Origin of the sequence: Bordetella petrii, assembly GCF_000067205.1 — a bacterium.
In the GTDB taxonomy this organism is placed as follows: Bacteria; Pseudomonadota; Gammaproteobacteria; order Burkholderiales; family Burkholderiaceae_B; genus Bordetella_A; species Bordetella_A petrii.
Map to the genome: position 1 here is coordinate 3,835,196 of NC_010170.1, position 16,237 is coordinate 3,851,432.

Genomic DNA, 16,237 nt, shown 5'->3' on the forward strand with positions numbered 1-16,237 from the left:
GGCCGCCCTGCCCCGCGGCAGGCGGGGCGCTACTTTGGGACGTTGGCATCGACGACGACCAGGGCGGTCATGTTGACGATGCGGCGGACGGTGGAGCTGGACGTCAGGATGTGTACCGGCGCATTGGCGCCCAGCAGGAACGGACCTACCGCCACATTGCCGCCGGCGGCGGTCTTGAGCAGGTTGTAGGCTATGTTGCCTGAGTCGACATTGGGGCAGACCAGCAGATTGGCCTCGCCCTTCAGGGTGGACGACGGCAGGATGCGCAGGCGCAGCGCCTCGTCGAGCGCGCAATCGCCGTGCATTTCGCCGTCGATTTCCAGCTCGGGCGCGGCCTGGCGAACCAGTTCCAGCGCTTCGCGCATCTTGGCGCCCGACGACGAGCTGCCGGTGCCGAAATTCGAGCGCGACAGCAGCGCGACCTTGGGCACCAGATTCAGGCGCGTCATTTCTTCGGCCGCGGCGATGGTGAACTCGGCGATCTGCTCGGCGGTGGGGTCGTCGTTGACGTGGGTGTCCACCAGCGCCACCATGCGCTCGTCGAGCAGCAACACGTTCATCGCGGCATACACCTTCGAGCCGGGCCGCCGGCCAATGACCTGATCAATAAAGCGCAGGTGTTCGGCGTACGAACTGACCGTGCCGCAGATCATGCCGTCGGCGTCGCCCAGGTGCACCATCATCGCGCCGATCAGGGTCAGACGGCGGCGCATTTCAACGCGCGCCATTTCCTTGGTGACGCCACTGCGGCACATCATTTCCCAGTACGTGGTCCAGTAGCGGTGGAAGCGCTCGTCGTACTCGGGGTTGGTGACTTCGACGTCTTCGCCCAGGCGCAGGCGCAGGCCGTATTTTTCGATACGGGCCGCCAGCACGGCCGGACGGCCCACCAGGATGGGCTTGGCCAGGCCTTCGTCGACCACCACCTGCACGGCGCGCAGCACGCGCTCGTCTTCGCCCTCGGTGAACACCACGCGCGCCTTGCCGCCGTCGCGCACGAAAGTCTTGGCGGCGGTGAACAGGGGCTTCATGAACGCGCCCGAGTGGTACACGAACTGCTGCAGTTGCTCAGTGTAGGCCTGCAGATCGGGCAGCGGCCGCGTGGCCACGCCGCCGTCCATGGCGGCCTTGGCCACCGCGGGCGCGATGCGGGTGATCAGGCGCGGGTCGAAGGGCTTGGGAATCAGGTATTCGGGCCCGAAGCTGATGTCATACGTGCCGTACGCCGCGGCCACGACTTCGCTCTGTTCTTCCTGGGCCAGCTTGGCAATGGCGTGGACCGCCGCCATTTCCATTTCGCGGGTGATGGTGGTGGCGCCCACATCGAGCGCCCCGCGGAAAATGTACGGGAAGCACAGGACGTTGTTGACCTGGTTCGGGTAGTCGGAACGGCCGGTGGCCATGACCACGTCGTCACGCACGGCATGCGCGTCTTCGGGCAGGATTTCGGGATTGGGGTTGGCCAGCGCCAGGATGACCGGGCGGGCGGCCATGGATGCCACCATTTCGGGCTTGAGCACGCCGCCGGCCGACAGGCCCAGGAACACGTCGGCGCCTTCAATCACCTCGGCCAGCGTGCGCTTGTCGGTTTTCTGGGCAAAACGCGCCTTGTCGGGGTCCATGAGCACGGTGCGGCCCTCGTACACCACGCCCTCGATGTCGGTGACCCAGATGTTTTCTACCGGCACGCCGAGGTCGACGATCAGGTCCAGGCAGGCCAGCGCCGCGGCGCCCGCGCCCGAGGTCACGACCTTGATTTTCTCGAGCGACTTGCCCACCACTTTCAGGCCGTTGATGAAGGCAGCCGACACACAGATGGCGGTGCCGTGCTGGTCGTCGTGGAACACCGGAATCTTCATGCGTTCGCGCAGCTTGCGTTCGACGATGAAGCACTCGGGCGCCTTGATGTCTTCGAGGTTGATGCCGCCAAACGTGGCTTCGAGGCCGGCGATGATTTCGACCAGCTTGTCGGGATCGGTTTCGTTGATCTCGATATCGAACACGTCCAGGCCGGCGAACTTCTTGAACAGCACGGCCTTGCCTTCCATGACCGGCTTGGAGGCCAGCGCGCCGATGTTGCCCAGGCCCAGCACGGCGGTGCCGTTGGTGATTACCCCCACCAGGTTGCCGCGCGCGGTGTAGCGCACCGCGTTGCCGGGATCCTTGACGATCTCTTCGCACGCCGCGGCCACGCCTGGCGAGTAGGCCAGCGCCAGGTCGCGCTGGTTGGACAGCTGCTTGGTCGGCGTGACAGAGATTTTGCCGGGACGGCCGGACTCGTGATATTCAAGCGCGGCTTTACGAAGATTGGCATCCATATGGCTGGGCTACTCGGGTAGGTACACGAAAGTGCAGGATTCTAGCTTAGCGAGGCGACTATCTTACTCCCGCCTTACTTACAATTCGCGGCGGCGCGCAGGCGGGCCGGTTGATTGAGCGGTCAAGGTATCCGTCGGGCAAACGCTTGGCTCCTTGCAGGGCTGGTGTCGGGTTCCGCGGGTCAGCTGCCGGCTCCGCGTGGATCAGGTGACTGGCTCCGCAGGTCAGCTGTCCGGCACCGCATAGACCAGGTGTCTGGCTCCGCAGGTCAGCTGTCCGGCACCGCATAGACCAGGTGTCTGGCTCCGCAGGTCAGCTGCCCGGCTCCGCGTGGATCAGGTGTCTGGCTCCGCAGGTGCCAGACACCGAAGCATGAAGCAGGGGCGTCAATCGCGCGGTGAAGTGAGGTGCTTCATAGCGCCCAGCGCAGAGTGCATTCTTGCCCCGTCCCGCGTTGTCCGGGCATGGGGAGGCAGCGCACGTGCGTCGGGCTCGGGCGCATGCAGGCGCCCGAGGCCTGCTGCGCAGGCTGCCCCGCCGCCCAACGCGCCGCCTCCCCATGCCCGGACAACGCGGGACTGCGTGCGTGTCAACGCGGGAGTCAACGCGGGAAACAAGACGGCGCTTGATCAGGGCTCCAGCGGCTGGGGACGGCCTTTCACGGCGCGTAGAGGTCCAGGGGGTCGAACGCATCTTTTACGCGCGCTGCCAGCCGGCGCGCGGCGGCAGCCAGTTCGGCAGGCATCGCGGCGAGGCGTGGTTCGGCGTCCGGCGTGGCGGCCACCTGTGCGCGCGGCTCCAGCAGGGCCCCTTCCACCCAGGCCAGCGCCCCGCCCTGCCCCAGCAGCAATTGCGCCAGATTCACATCGGCGGGCGGCTCGGGCAGCAAGGCGTCCAGCCGGAAGCGACACGGCCAAGCAAAATGCTGGCGGCAGGCGGCGGCGTCGGGCGAAGTCGACACCTGGAAGAGCGCCGGCACCAGCCGTTGCACCGTGGCCGAGCGCAGCGGGCGCAGGTCGGCCTGACCAAACGGCCCCAGGGTTTCGGCCGTGCCGTCGGACAGTAACACGTCGATCTCCAGCAGTCCGCTGGCGGCCGTGGCGCCCGGCAGCCAGGCCTGGGGGCCGGCCAGCCACGCGGCCAGGGTGGTGCCGGCTGGCGCATCGCGGAACTGTTCCAGCCCTGCATCCGCCAGCGTCTGCATCGTGCAGCCGGGCCCGGCAAGCCACTGGCCTGCCCGCGGGCCGGGCGCCAGGCTGTCCAGGCCGCAGGGGTCGACTTGCAGCACCGGACGGCCCGCCAGGCCTGCGGCATCGGCCCCGCCATCGAGCAGCAAGGCGACGCCATACTCTACGCACAGCGCGCGTGCGTGGCGTACGTCTTCAATGCGCGCCGGCACCAGGCGGGCCCGGCCCGCCGGGCCGGCTTCGAGTTCGTGCACCGGCCCCTGCGCCGCGCGTTCCAGGCGCTGCCGGAAAGTCTCCCACGGCGTGCGGGGCACGCGCCGGCCGAACAAAAATGCGCGCCGCGATGGCTGCATCTACAATTCCTTTTTCGTTTCGAGAACCATCATGCCGCGCCTTGCCTCACGCGCCCAGGACTTCCTGACCTTCCACGTCGTCGAACTCTTCAAAGAAGCGCAGGCGCTGCAGGCGGCGGGCCGGGACATCATCAGCCTGGGCATCGGCGAACCGGACTTTACCGCGCCCCCGCAGGTGGTGGAAGCGCTGGAGCGCGCGGCGCAGGCCGGGCTCAGCGGCTACAGCGCCCCGGCCGGGCTGACCGCGCTGCGCGAGGCCATCGCCCGATTCTACGCAACAGAATTCGGCGCCGCCGTCGATCCGTCGCGCGTCATCGTCACCGCCGGGGCCTCGGGCGCGTTGTCGCTGGCCTGCGCGGCGCTGGTCGATTCCGGCGCCGAGGTACTGATGCCCGACCCGTCCTACCCGGCCAACAGCAACTTCATCCTGGCCGCCGGCGGCCGTCCGCGTCTGATTCCCAGCAGCGCCGCGCAGCGCTTCCAGTTGTCGGCGCAAAACGTGCGCGACCACTGGACCGACGCCACCCGCGGCGTGCTGGTGGCATCGCCCAGCAACCCTACCGGCACCTGCATCGCGCGCGATGAGCTGGCCGCGCTGCTGCACGCGGTGCGCGAACGCCGGGGCTTCGCCATCGTCGACGAAATCTACCTGGGACTCAGCTACGAGGGCCAGCCGCGCTCGGCCCTGACGCTGGACGACGATGTCATCGTCATCAACAGCTTTTCCAAGTACTTTCACATGACCGGCTGGCGGCTGGGCTGGATGATCGTGCCGCAGCGGCTGGCCGGCCCCATCGAGAAAATGGCGGCCAGCCTGGCCATCTGCGCCCCCACCCTGGCGCAGCACGCCGCGCTGGCCTGCTTCGCGCCCGACACGCTGAAAATCTACGAGCACCGCCGTGACGCCTTCAAGCAGCGCCGCGACTACCTGCTGCCCGAATTCGAGCAGCTGGGCCTGCATGTGCCGGTCAAGCCGGACGGCGCGTTCTATATCTACGCCGACATCGCGGCGCTTGGCATGGACAGCGCCGCGCTGTCGCACCGGCTGCTGCACGAAGCCGGCGTGGCGGCCGTTCCCGGCCTGGACTTCGGCCCCGCGCATGGCCACCACACGCTGCGGGTGTCGTATGCGACCGGGCTGGATCGGCTGGAAGAAGCCGTTCGGAGAATGAAGGCGGTGTTGTAAGCCGCGGCCGGCGGCATGTGGTTCGTGCGCGGTTGCGCGGGGTTGCTGGGTTGCGCGCGCGGTGGGGGGGTTCTATTGACGTCGGTGGGGGGGCGTGAGCGCCTTGGCTTCACGGTGCCGTCCGGGCGCCCCGCGCGCCCGGGCCCGGCCCCGAGGCGCCGCGGCACTCACGCCCCCCCACGCCGACTCGTACCAAAGATCCGCTGTCGCGCCTGCGGGACCGACTGAGTTCTTGCATGCTTGGCCGCGGTTTTGCTGGTGGAGGAAAACATTGCGGGGCCGTCCATCGGCGCCGCCCTGCGCGGCGCCGATGGCCATTCAGGCAGCGTCATGCCGATGGCGATGACTTATGTCGCCCAGGGGTCACTTCACGCAGGTGCCTGACGCCGCTGTGTGCAACGGCTGTCTCCACAGCACGGTGTCAGGCACCCTCACGGGAGCCTGACACCTGGAATACCTGCAATACTCGGCATAAGCACCCATACATGGAATGCTCGGCATAAGTACCCATGCCTGGAATATTCGTACGCACTCTGGATTCCAAAGACGATGACTTACGTCGCCCAGGGGTCAGGCTCCGCAGGTGCCTGACCCCGCTGTGTGCAACGGCTGTCCCCACAGTACGGTGTCAGGCACCCTGACGGGAGCCTGACACCTGGAATACCTGCAATACTCGGCATACGCGCCCATACATGGAATGCTCGGCATACGCAGCCATGCCTGGACTACCCGGTATACGCACGCTAGCGAACCGAATGGCTATCCACGCCGCGCGGGGCGGCGTGGATAGCCGGCCCCGTACGGTTTTTTTCCTGTCAAACCACCGCGGCCAAGCACGCAAGAACTCCGCTGCCCCCGGCAGCATGGCGGTTGACTACGGGTTCGAGTCGGCGGGGTGTGCGGTGAGTGCCGCGGCGCCTCGGGGCCGGGCCCGGGCGCGCGAGGCGCCCGGAACGGCACCGTGAAGCCAAGGCGGTCACCGCACACCCCGCCGACGCCAGAAGAAAACCTACTCCCGCGCCAACGCAATCCCGGCAGCCAGCGCCAGCCGCCGGCGCTCAGCCTGCACTTTGGCCCCGTAGCCGCCGTCGCTGGGGCCGGTGGCGCCCACATAGCAGGCCAGGCCGCCCTCGACGGAGCCGCGGCGGTCGATGCAGTCGCGCAGGATGGTGGTGCCCACGCGGATATTGGCAATCGGGTCCAGCGGGTTGTTCATGCCATCGCCCAGCTTGTCGAATTTATCCTGGTGCACGCGCGTCATGACCTGCATCAGGCCTTGCGCGCCCACCGAACTTTCGGCAAACGGGTTGTAGCGGGATTCGATGGCAATCACCGCCAGCAATAGCAGCGGATCCAGCTCTTTTTCGCGCGCGACCTTGTACACCGTATTCACGAGCACGGCGGTCGCGTCGTAAGCCACGCGGTACTTACGCGAGATATAGTTGCGCAACGCTTCGATCTGCGGCCCCGACACGGTGCTGCGCGCCTTCCTCTTGGGTGGGGCGGGCGGCAGGTCGCTGCGCAGCGGGCCCAGAAAGCCGGTGGCATTGCTGGCCGGCGCAGCCGGAATCGCCATGGCTACCGCGGAAGGGGTGTCATAGGCGGGGTCGTAGCCCGAATCCGCAAACGGACCGGACGACACAGAGGTGGGCGCTAAGGCGGTCAACAAGGCTTTGTGCACCTGCAGTGCCTGGTCGCGCAAACCGGGCAGGGCGAAGCCCATGCTTACCGTGACGATCACCGCGATACCCAGGTAGGTACAGCAAATGCGCAGCCATTCGGCAAGATGGTGGTGCACTCCTTGGGCAGCCTGGCGAAACAGGCCTGCCACTGACGCATCGGGCATGGAGACCTCCTGCGTGGAAAAGAAGGTCTGGATGTTAACCTTTGTTCAACCCCAAAAATGTAACGAATTGACCGGGATCTGTAGTGAAATACCGCGACCTTAGAGACTTTTTGCAGCAATTGGAACTGCGTGGCGAGCTCAAACGCATTGCTACGCCTGTGTCGACACATCTTGAAATGACCGAGATTGCCGACCGCGTGCTGCGCGCGCAAGGCCCCGCCCTGCTGTTCGAGCATGCCGTCCACAATGGCGCGCGGGCCGCCATGCCGGTGCTGGCCAACCTGTTCGGCACACCGCGCCGCGTGGCCTGGGGCATGGGGGCCGACGAGGTCAGCGCGCTGCGCGACACCGGCGAACTGCTGGCCTCGCTGCGCGAGCCGGAGGCGCCGCGCGGCCTGCGCGACGCGCTGGGCAAGGTCGCCATGCTGAAGTCGGCGCTGTGGGACATGGCGCCGAAACGCGTGCGCGGCCCGGCCTGCCAGGAAATCGTCTGGGAAGGCGCCGACGTCGACCTGGCGCGACTGCCCATCCAGACCTGCTGGCCGGGCGACGTGGCGCCGCTGTTGACCTGGGGCCTGGTCATCACGCGCGGCCCCAACGCGCGCCGGCAGAACCTGGGCATCTACCGCCAGCAGCCCATCGCGCCGAACAAGCTGATCATGCGCTGGCTGTCGCACCGGGGCGGCGCGCTGGACTTCCGCGAACACGCGCGCGCGCATCCGGGCACGCCTTTCCCGGTGGCGGTGGCGCTGGGCGCCGACCCCGCCACCATTCTGGGGGCCGTGACCCCGGTGCCCGACAGCCTGTCCGAATACCAGTTCGCCGGCCTGTTGCGCGGCTCGCGCACCGAAGTCGGCCAGGCGTTGGGCAGCGACCTGTCGGTGCCCGCCTGGGCCGAGATCGTGCTGGAAGGCCACCTGCTGCCGGCGAACGACCCGCGCGCCGTGGCGCCGGTCGTGCCCGAGGGCGCGCCGCCGCCGCCGGACACCGGCTACGAAATGGCGCTGGAAGGGCCGTACGGCGATCACACTGGCTACTACAACGAGCAGGACTGGTTCCCCGTGTTCACGGTAGACCGCATCACCATGCGGCGCGATCCGGTGTACCACTCCACCTACACCGGCAAGCCGCCCGATGAGCCCGCCGTGCTCGGCGTGGCGCTGAACGAAGTGTTCGTGCCCCTGCTGCGCCGGCAACTGCCGGAAATTGTCGACTTCTACCTGCCGCCCGAAGGCTGCAGCTACCGGCTGGCGGTAGTGTCGATCCGCAAGCAGTATGCCGGCCATGCCAAGCGGGTGATGTTCGGCCTGTGGAGCGTGCTGCGCCAATTCATGTACACGAAGTTCATCGTGGTGGTCGACGACGACATCGACCCGCGCAACTGGAACGAGGTGGTGTGGGCCATTACCACCCGCATGGACCCGGTGCGCGACACGGTGCTGGTGGAACGCACGCCCATCGATTATCTGGATTTCGCCTCGCCGGTGTCGGGCCTGGGCGGCAAAATGGGCATGGACGCCACCAACAAGTGGCCGGGCGAAACCGACCGCGAATGGGGCCGCCCCATTGCCATGGACGACGCCGTCAAGCAGCGCGTGGATGCAATGTGGGGCGAACTGGGGTTGTGATCAGCGGGCGGGCGGCTCGGCGCGGGAATCGGCATCGGACGTGCCGCGCCAGGCCTTGTACACCTGCCAGCCCAGCAACGCGCCGCCGGCCAGGCGCAGCAGCCGCGACCGCTTGCCGCGCCCCATGATCAGGGCAGACACGGTGGAGCTGATGAACGGATAGCGGCGCGCCAGCGATACGCCCTGCCACAGCAGTTGCGATACATTGCCGCGCGCGAGCCCCGGCAGCCATCGCTTGAGCAGGTTGCGCGGCTCGAGCGAGCGGCTGGCCGAGGCGATGTCGTGCGCCAGCGACTCGCGTTCGATGGCCGCGCGGGCGCGCAGCAATTCGATGCGCACTGCCCGGTCGACGGCCTGCGAGCGTTTGTTGGACATGGGGTCAGCCCTCGTCGCGCTGGCGTTCGGCCAGGGCGTCTTGTTCGGCGCGGGCGGCATGCACGCTGTCGAGCAGGTCGGCATCGCGGCCCAGTTCTTCGAAGGTGGCCGCAAACGGCACAGGGCCGGACACCAGCTCGTGCCGCAGCAGCAGCAGCAAGCCGACGCCGATCACGGCGTACAGGGCCGCCAGCAGGCCCAGGGCCAGGTAGCGGTCTTCGGTGGGCCAGAACGCCACCGCGATGGTAACGGTGAACACCAGCACCGCCAGGGTCAGGAACAGCAAGGCGGCGAACGCCATGCCCAGCAACTTGATCAGCCGCGCCTTTTCTTCGGCGGCCTCCAAGGCGAACAATTCCAGGCGCGTACGCAGCAGCCCGACCAGGCTGCCTGCCACGCCGAATACGGATCTGCGCAAGCCCATGAGCAAAGAGCGGGCCGGCCGACGAGCGTCCGGCCCCGCGCCCTTAGCGGCGAGCGATCAGCAGGCCCAGCAGCAGGCCGGTCACGCCCGCGATGCCAATGGCTTGCCAGGGATTGTCGTGCACGTAGTCGTCGGTGGCGCGCGCCGCCTTGCGGCCGCGCTCCAGCACGGCATCTTGCGCGTCGTACAGCGCTTCGCGGGTGCGCTTGAGCGAGGCCATGGCGCGGTCGCGCAATTCGGTGGCCTTGTCGCCAGAACTGGAGGCCGCCTCGCGCAGCAGGTTTTCCGCATCATTCAGGCTGCTTTTGACGCTGTCGATGAGTTTTTCTTTGGCGACTTCCTCGGATCGTCGGGTGGTCATAAAGGCTCCTGTTGATGTGTCGGTGACGTATCCATCATACCAGTGGCGCAAGGCAAAATCGTAGCCGCGCTGCTACCGACTGCTACTTGATTTGCGTAATCTCCACCGCCGATTTCACGCCGGCCTGGTCGATGTCCTGGCGCATGACCAGGTTCACCGCCGGACAATACCAATCGGTGACGGTGGTGTTCATGCCGGGAATGGGAAGGGTGATGCCCTGGAAGGTCGCCAGCGTCGGATCGGTATTGCGCGTGTAATGAATGGGCCAGCATGACTGGCGGCCCAGCGCGGTATCCATCGACTGCTGCGCGCCCACGGTTTTTTCGCCGATGCGCACCACAGTGGCGGGTTGCCCGCCTACCGGGGCGTCTTTGCCGATGTTCAGCCGGTACGCCGCGCCCGGCATGCGCTGGCCCTGGGAAATCTTGCCGTCGTAGGCGAACAGCCCCAGCATGCGCAGGTCGAACTGGCCGTGGTTGTCGGGTTTTTCGCCCGCCTTGGCATAGCGCACAAACTCGGCCTTACCGTTCTTGATGGTCATCAGGTAGTCGAGCTTCGACTTGCCGGCCGGCAAGCCGGCATAGCTGAAGCTGGCGGTGCCCTGCACGCGCGCGCGGCAATTGGCCGAGTTGGTTTTCACGACCTCGGCAAAGCTCAGGTCGGCGCCCAGGCTGAGGTTGCCCGAGCCGGTCAATTGCACTGCCCCGCCGTCGTGCATGAAGCGTGCGTCGCACACGCCGGCCAGCGCCTGGGCCGACCAGCCGGCCGCGCCCGCCAGGAATAAACAAGATAAAAAGCGTGCCGCCACCCGGAACTCCTGAAACTCAAAAAAGCCATGCTTGGGGGCATGGCTTTTCGATACTACACCGGGCGGCCGACGGCCGGGCCACCTCGGACAACAGCCCGAACCAATGGATACATTGAAACATATTAACAATTGTTTAGTTTCATTTTGTATAACACTGCACCTGGCAGCCCAGATCCGCCCAAGTCCGTGACAGCGGCTACGCGCCCGCCGGGCTGGACGCGTGCAGCGCGACCAGGCGGCGCACTTCCGGCATGCAGGAGCCACAACCGGAACCGCAGCCCAGGCGGGCTTTCAGCTCCTCGGCATCGAGGCCCGCCTCGGCGCCGGCCCGGATGGCCTGATCACTGACGCCGACGCAGGCGCACACGGTGCGGCCACGCGGCGCGGCCTGCGAGCGCCCCATCAGCAGCATGGCCAGGCTGGCCGGCGCCTGCCCGCCCTCGGCCCACGCCAGCAACCCATCATGCGCGCGCACGTCGCCAGCCAGCAGGAAGGCGGCCGGTTCGCCGTCGGCCAGTCGCAGGCGCCGCAGCACCCCGCGCGAGGCGTCGTCGAAAGCCGCATCGGGGTGCTCCAGCCCCAGCGCCCGCGCCAGCGCATCCACCACATGCGGCGGCGGCGCCGAGTCGGCTGCCAGGCGCAGCCGCACGCCCGGCCCCGCCGCACAAGGCAGCAGCGCCGCGTATTCAAAGCGCCGCAGCCACGGCGCCAAGCTGGGGCGCAGCAGGGCCGCGTCGCCAGCCAGCCACCCCATGGCCTGCCATGGCAGGCGCGCCGGCGCCACAGCCACGGCGGCATGCTTGAGCTCGGGCTGGCGCGACACCGGATCGCGCGAGGGATTGGTCAGCGCATTCACCCCCAACCCCGCCATGTAGGCGCTGCCCCAATGCATGGGCAGAAAGGCATGGCCGGGCTTGAGCGTGTCGTCGGGCCGCACCGGCAGCACGATGGCCCCGCGCCGCGAGCGCACTCGCGCCAGGGTGCCCGGCGCGAGCTTCAGGCGTTCCAGGTCGAACGGGTGCAGCGACAGCCAGGGCTCTTCGACGTGGCGGGTCAGGGCCGGGGCCAGGCCGGTGCGCGCCAGGGTGTGCCAGTGGTCGCGCAGGCGGCCGGTGGTCAGGCGCAGCGGGTACGGCGCCGACACCGGTTCGGCCACAGGCGTATAGCCGGTGTCGTAAAAGCGCGCGCGGCCGTCGGCGGTGGCGAACCGCCCGTCGGCATACAAGCGAGGCGTGGCCGTGCCGGGCCGGTACGGCCATTGCACCGGCCCCTCGCGCTCCAGCAGGGCGTAGTCCACGGCGCTGTAATCCAGGTCGCGCCCGGCGGTCATGCGCGCGTGTTCGGCGAACACGGCGCTTTCGTCGGGATAATCGAACAGGGCCGCTTTTTCCGGCGCCACCAGCCGCGCCAGCCGGCGCGCCGCCTCGGCGGCCAGTTGCCAATCGGGCCGGGCATCGCCGGGCGGCTCGATGGCCGCGCGCACGCGGCTGATGCGGCGCTCGGAGTTCGTAGCCGTGCCCGACTTCTCGGGCCAGGTAGCGGCCGGCAGCACCAGGTCGGCATAAGCCAGCGTCTCGGTGCCGGCATAGGCCTCTTGCACGATGACGAATTCGGCCTTCTGCAAGGCGGCGCGCACCTTCGCCTGTTCGGGCAGCGACTGGGCCGGGTTGGTGGCGGCGATCCACAGAACCTTGATGCGGCCATCCAGCACGGCATCGAACATTTCCAGCGCCGGCTTGCCGGGCGCGGCGGGCAGGCTGTCCACGCCCCACAGTGCAGCCACTTCCTGGCGGTGCGCCGGCGTGCCCGGATCGCGGTGGCCGGGCAGCAATGTGGCCATGCCACCCGCTTCGCGCCCGCCCATGGCATTGGGCTGGCCGGTCAGCGAAAAAGGCCCCGCGCCCGGCCGGCCGATCTGCCCGGTAGCCAGGTGCAGGTTGATCAGCGCCCCGTTCTTGGCCGTGCCGCTGCTCGACTGATTCAGCCCCATGGTGTACAGCGACAGGGCGGCGCCCGCCTGGCCAAACCAGCGCGCCGCCTGCACGATGTCGGCCGCCGGCACGCCGCAGACATCCTGCGCCGCGCGCGGCGTGAACTCATGCACCCGCGCCTTCAAATCGGCAAAGCCCGCCGTGTGCGCCGCGATGTACGCGGGGTCGACCAGGTCTTCCCACACCATGACGTTCAGCATGGCGTGAAACAGCGCGACGTCGGTGCCGGGCACGATAGGCAGGTGCAGGTCGGCCAGCGCGGCGGTGTCCGTGCGGCGCGGGTCTACCACCACGATCTTCATCGCGGGGCGCGCCGCCTTGGCGGCTTCCAGCCGGCGGAACAGCACGGGATGCGCATAGGCCATGTTGGAACCGGCAATCAGCACGGTGTCGGCCAGTTCCAGGTCTTCGTAGCAGGCCGGCGGCGCATCGGCGCCCAGCGTCAGCTTATAGCCCGACACCGCGCTGGACATGCATAGCCGCGAATTGGTGTCGATATTGTTGGTGCCCACCAGCGCGCGCGCCAGCTTGTTGAAAACCGCGTAGTCCTCGGTGAGCAACTGGCCCGACAGATAAAACCCCACCGAGTCGGGACCATGCATGCCGATGGCGGCGGCCAGCCGGCCGGCGGCCAGGTCCAGCGCGTCGTTCAGGGCCACCGGCGCGCGTTCGCGGCCGCGCTCGGGGCGCCACTCGGCCCGCAGCACGCGCGCCGCGTCGTTGCGCACGGTGTCGGCCAGCGCCAGCCCCTTGCTGCACAGCTTGCCCCCATTGGACGGGTGGCCGGGGTCGCCCGCCACGGCCACCACGCGGCCGGCCCGCGCCGTCACGCGCACGCCGCAACCGGTGCCGCAATAACAACAGACCGACGCTACGGTTCGCTCGCGTTCCTCGCCCGGGATGACAACGGGTGCGGCCGCATCTCCGGCGGCGCTTCGAGGGTGGGTCTTCAACTTTCGTCCAGGCCCAGGTACACCGCGTCGCCGTCGACCTTTATCGGCAAGGTCTGCACGCAACCCTCGTCGGGCGCCTGGGCCTGGCCGCTGGCCAGATCCATCACCCAGCCATGCAGCGGGCAGGCCACCGAATGGCCGTGCACCAGGCCGGCCGACAGCGGGCCGCCCTTGTGCGGGCAGCGGTCGACCACGGCAAAGACCTTGTTATCGCTGGTGCGGAACACGGCGACGTTGTCCTGGCCCGGGCGCTGCACCACGCGCGCGCCCAGCGGCGGAATTTCGTCGATATGGCAGATGCTGTGCCATTGGCAGGTAGCGGCTTGCGACATCAGGGTCTCACACTGTCAGGGATTGGAATTCACGGGCGGCGGGCGCGGCTTCGCGGCGCTCCTGCCAGGGGTCGGCCTCGAACGACAGCGCGAATTTCAGGCGCGCATAGAGTTCGGCCCGGTTGGCCGCGTCGTCGACAACGCGAGCCTTGGCGTGCTCGAGTCCGACGCGCGCCAGGTAGTGCACCGTGCGCTCCAGGTAGAAGGCTTCTTCGCGGTACAGCTGCAGGAACGCGCCGCTGTACTCCAGCACTTCTTCCGCGGTTTTCACCTTGGCGAAGAACTGCGCCACTTCGGTCTTGATGCCGCCGTTGCCGCCCACATACAGCTCCCAGCCCGAGTCCACGGCGATGATGCCGATGTCCTTGATGCCGGATTCGGCGCAGTTGCGCGGGCAGCCCGAGACCGCCAGCTTGACCTTGTGCGGGCTCCACATGCCAAACAGGTCTTTTTCCAGCGCGATGCCCATGGCGGTGGAATCCTGTGTGCCGAAGCGGCAGTATTCGCTGCCCACGCAGGTCTTCACCGTGCGCAGGCTCTTGCCGTAGGCATGCCCCGAGGGCATGTCCAGGTCGGCCCACACCTTGGGAAGATCGTCTTTCTTCACGCCCAGCAGGTCGATGCGCTGGCCGCCAGTAACCTTCACCAGCGGAATAGCGTATTTGTCGGCCACGTCGGCGATGCGGCGCAGTTCCGACGGATTCGTCACGCCGCCCCACATGCGGGGCACCACCGAGTAGGTGCCGTCTTTCTGGATATTGGCGTGCATGCGTTCGTTGGCCAGGCGCGACTGGCCGTCGTCGCGCGCCTCGCCGGGCCAGGTGGACAGCAGGTAGTAGTTCAGCGCCGGACGGCAGGTGGCGCAGCCATCGGGCGTGCGCCACTCCATGAAATGCATGGCGTCGGGAATGGTGGTCAGGTGATGCTGGCGGATGGCCTTGCGCACTTCGCCATGCGTCAGGTCGGTGCAGCCGCACACGGCCTTCTCCGACTTGGGCTTGACGTCGGCCGCGCCCCCCACACAGTTGATCAGGATCTGCTCGACCAGCCCGGTGCACGAACCGCACGAGCTGGCAGCCTTGGTATGTTTCTTGATCTCGTCGACGGTGAACAGGCCTTTTTCGCGGATGGCCTTGACGATAGTGCCCTTGCACACGCCGTTGCAGCCGCAGACTTCGGCGCTGTCGGCCATGCCAATGGCACGGTTCTCGCCGGCGTGGCCGGTGTCGCCGCCGATGGCGCTTTCGCCGAACATCAACTGGTCGCGCAACTCGTCGATGCGCTTGCCTTCGCGAATCAGCCGGAAGTACCAGGCGCCGTCGGCCGTGTCGCCATACAGGCAGGCGCCGACCAGCTTGTCGTCTTTCAGCACCAGCTTCTTGTACACGCCGCCCACCGGATCGGCCAGGGTGATTTCTTCGGTGCCCTGCCCGCCCAGGAACTCGCCGGCCGAGAACACGTCGATGCCGGTCACCTTCAGCTTGGTCGAGGTGACGCTGCCTTCGTAGCGGCCGATGCCGTGCATGGCCAGGTGATTGGCCGCCACCTTGGCCTGTTCGAACAGCGGCGCCACCAGGCCGTAGGCCGTGCCGCGGTGGCTGACGCATTCGCCCACCGCATAGATCAGCGGATCATAGGTCTGCAGCGTGTCGCTGACCACCACGCCGCGATTGACGTACAGCCCGCAGCTTTCGGCCAGTTCGGTGTTGGGGCGGATACCCACCGCCATCACCACCAGGTCGGCCTCGACCTCTTCGCCGCCGGCAAAGCGCAGCGCGCGCACGCGGCCCTGCTCGTTGCCCAGCAGCGCCTCGGTCTGGCGCGGCATCAAGAACTTCAGGCCGCGCGCCTCCAGGCTACGCTGCAACAGCAACGCGGCCTGGGGGTCGAGCTGGCGGTCGAGCAGGCTCGAGCCCAGGTGCACCACCGACACGTCCATGCCACGCGCGGCCAGGCCGCTGGCGGCTTCCAGCCCCAGCAGGCCGCCGCCGATCACGACCGCGCGCTTGTGCGTGCGGGCGGCCTCGATCATCAGGTTCACGTCGCGGATATCGCGGAACGTGACCACGCCGTCCAGGTCATTGCCGGGCACCGGCAGAATGAACGGATTCGACCCGGTGGCCAGCAGCAGGCGGTCATACGGCACTTCGCTGCCGTCCTCGCCAATCACGATGCGGCGCGCGCGGTTGATGCGCTCTACCCGGCAATTCATGCGCAGGTCGATACCGTTCGAACGGTACCAGTCCACGTCGTTGAGCACGATGTCCTGCAGGGTCTGTTCCCCGGTCAGCACCGGCGACAGCAGAATGCGGTTGTAGTTGGGATAGGGCTCCGAGCCGAACACGGTGATGTCGTACATGTCCGGCGCCAGCTTGAGCAGTTCTTCCAGCGTGCGCACGCCGGCCATGCCATTGCCCACCATCACCAGCTTCAGTTTCTTTTCCATGATGCCTCTCGTCTTGCTTATCGTCCGC

12 protein-coding genes are annotated in these 16,237 nt (G+C 67.7%); 2 read left to right on the forward strand and 10 right to left on the reverse strand.

All coding sequences use genetic code 11. The features are described from left to right. Positions 1-29 precede the first annotated feature (29 nt). Positions 30-2,318: an NADP-dependent malic enzyme gene (locus BPET_RS18425; protein WP_012250527.1), complete on the reverse strand. Its 2,289-nt coding sequence runs from the start codon at positions 2,316-2,318 to the stop codon at positions 30-32. A 659-nt stretch (positions 2,319-2,977) separates the two neighbouring features. Beyond that, complete coding sequence (locus BPET_RS18430; protein WP_012250528.1) at positions 2,978-3,859, reverse strand: hypothetical protein; 882 nt, start codon at positions 3,857-3,859, stop codon at positions 2,978-2,980. A gap of 31 nt (positions 3,860-3,890) precedes the next feature. Between BPET_RS18430 and BPET_RS18435 the strand changes: the two genes are divergently transcribed. After that, positions 3,891-5,045: a pyridoxal phosphate-dependent aminotransferase gene (locus BPET_RS18435; protein ID WP_012250529.1), complete on the forward strand. Its 1,155-nt coding sequence runs from the start codon at positions 3,891-3,893 to the stop codon at positions 5,043-5,045. A 1,009-nt stretch (positions 5,046-6,054) separates the two neighbouring features. On the opposite strand, the gene BPET_RS18440 is transcribed toward BPET_RS18435, so the two are convergent. Continuing rightward, positions 6,055-6,891 (reverse strand): lytic transglycosylase domain-containing protein, encoded by an 837-nt coding sequence (locus tag BPET_RS18440; RefSeq protein ID WP_012250531.1) that lies wholly within the window; start codon positions 6,889-6,891, stop codon positions 6,055-6,057. 83 nt (positions 6,892-6,974) lie between these two features. Between BPET_RS18440 and ubiD the strand changes: the two genes are divergently transcribed. Then, positions 6,975-8,519 (forward strand): 4-hydroxy-3-polyprenylbenzoate decarboxylase, encoded by a 1,545-nt coding sequence (gene ubiD / locus BPET_RS18445; protein WP_012250532.1) that lies wholly within the window; start codon positions 6,975-6,977, stop codon positions 8,517-8,519. Here ubiD and BPET_RS18450 read toward each other — a convergent pair whose 3' ends face one another. From BPET_RS18450 to nirB, 7 genes are all read right to left on the reverse strand, one after another. After that, positions 8,520-8,894: a hypothetical protein gene (locus BPET_RS18450; protein ID WP_012250533.1), complete on the reverse strand. Its 375-nt coding sequence runs from the start codon at positions 8,892-8,894 to the stop codon at positions 8,520-8,522. It abuts the gene before it with no gap. Positions 8,895-8,898: 4 nt separating this feature from the next. Beyond that, positions 8,899-9,318 (reverse strand): phage holin family protein, encoded by a 420-nt coding sequence (locus BPET_RS18455; RefSeq protein ID WP_012250534.1) that lies wholly within the window; start codon positions 9,316-9,318, stop codon positions 8,899-8,901. A 43-nt stretch (positions 9,319-9,361) separates the two neighbouring features. Beyond that, positions 9,362-9,679, reverse strand: coding sequence for a DUF883 family protein (locus BPET_RS18460; protein ID WP_012250535.1), 318 nt, complete (start codon positions 9,677-9,679; stop codon positions 9,362-9,364). A gap of 82 nt (positions 9,680-9,761) precedes the next feature. Next, positions 9,762-10,487 (reverse strand): hypothetical protein, encoded by a 726-nt coding sequence (locus tag BPET_RS18465; RefSeq protein WP_012250536.1) that lies wholly within the window; start codon positions 10,485-10,487, stop codon positions 9,762-9,764. A 196-nt stretch (positions 10,488-10,683) separates the two neighbouring features. Beyond that, positions 10,684-13,431, reverse strand: coding sequence for a nitrate reductase (locus BPET_RS18470; protein ID WP_012250537.1), 2,748 nt, complete (start codon positions 13,429-13,431; stop codon positions 10,684-10,686). Further along, positions 13,428-13,763 carry a nitrite reductase small subunit NirD gene (gene nirD, locus BPET_RS18475; RefSeq protein ID WP_012250538.1) on the reverse strand — a complete coding sequence of 112 codons (336 nt, stop codon included), beginning with the start codon at positions 13,761-13,763 and terminating at the stop codon, positions 13,428-13,430. The genes BPET_RS18470 and nirD overlap by 4 nt, the downstream gene beginning before the upstream one ends. A gap of 7 nt (positions 13,764-13,770) precedes the next feature. Next, complete coding sequence (gene nirB, locus BPET_RS18480) at positions 13,771-16,209, reverse strand: nitrite reductase large subunit NirB (protein WP_012250539.1); 2,439 nt, start codon at positions 16,207-16,209, stop codon at positions 13,771-13,773. Positions 16,210-16,237 lie beyond the last annotated feature (28 nt).

What these genes read in the sequence shown, in the direction of transcription:
- BPET_RS18425 (WP_012250527.1), bottom strand. Translation starts at nt 2,318, where the DNA reads ATGGATGCCAATCTTCGTAAAGCCGCGCTTGAATATCACGAGTCCGGC.
- BPET_RS18435 (WP_012250529.1), top strand. Translation starts at nt 3,891, where the DNA reads ATGCCGCGCCTTGCCTCACGCGCCCAGGACTTCCTGACCTTCCACGTC.
- nirD (WP_012250538.1), bottom strand. Translation starts at nt 13,763, where the DNA reads ATGTCGCAAGCCGCTACCTGCCAATGGCACAGCATCTGCCATATCGAC.
- BPET_RS18460 (WP_012250535.1), bottom strand. Translation starts at nt 9,679, where the DNA reads ATGACCACCCGACGATCCGAGGAAGTCGCCAAAGAAAAACTCATCGAC.
- nirB (WP_012250539.1), bottom strand. Translation starts at nt 16,209, where the DNA reads ATGGAAAAGAAACTGAAGCTGGTGATGGTGGGCAATGGCATGGCCGGC.
- BPET_RS18430 (WP_012250528.1), bottom strand. Translation starts at nt 3,859, where the DNA reads ATGCAGCCATCGCGGCGCGCATTTTTGTTCGGCCGGCGCGTGCCCCGC.
- BPET_RS18450 (WP_012250533.1), bottom strand. Translation starts at nt 8,894, where the DNA reads ATGTCCAACAAACGCTCGCAGGCCGTCGACCGGGCAGTGCGCATCGAA.
- BPET_RS18455 (WP_012250534.1), bottom strand. Translation starts at nt 9,318, where the DNA reads ATGGGCTTGCGCAGATCCGTATTCGGCGTGGCAGGCAGCCTGGTCGGG.
- BPET_RS18440 (WP_012250531.1), bottom strand. Translation starts at nt 6,891, where the DNA reads ATGCCCGATGCGTCAGTGGCAGGCCTGTTTCGCCAGGCTGCCCAAGGA.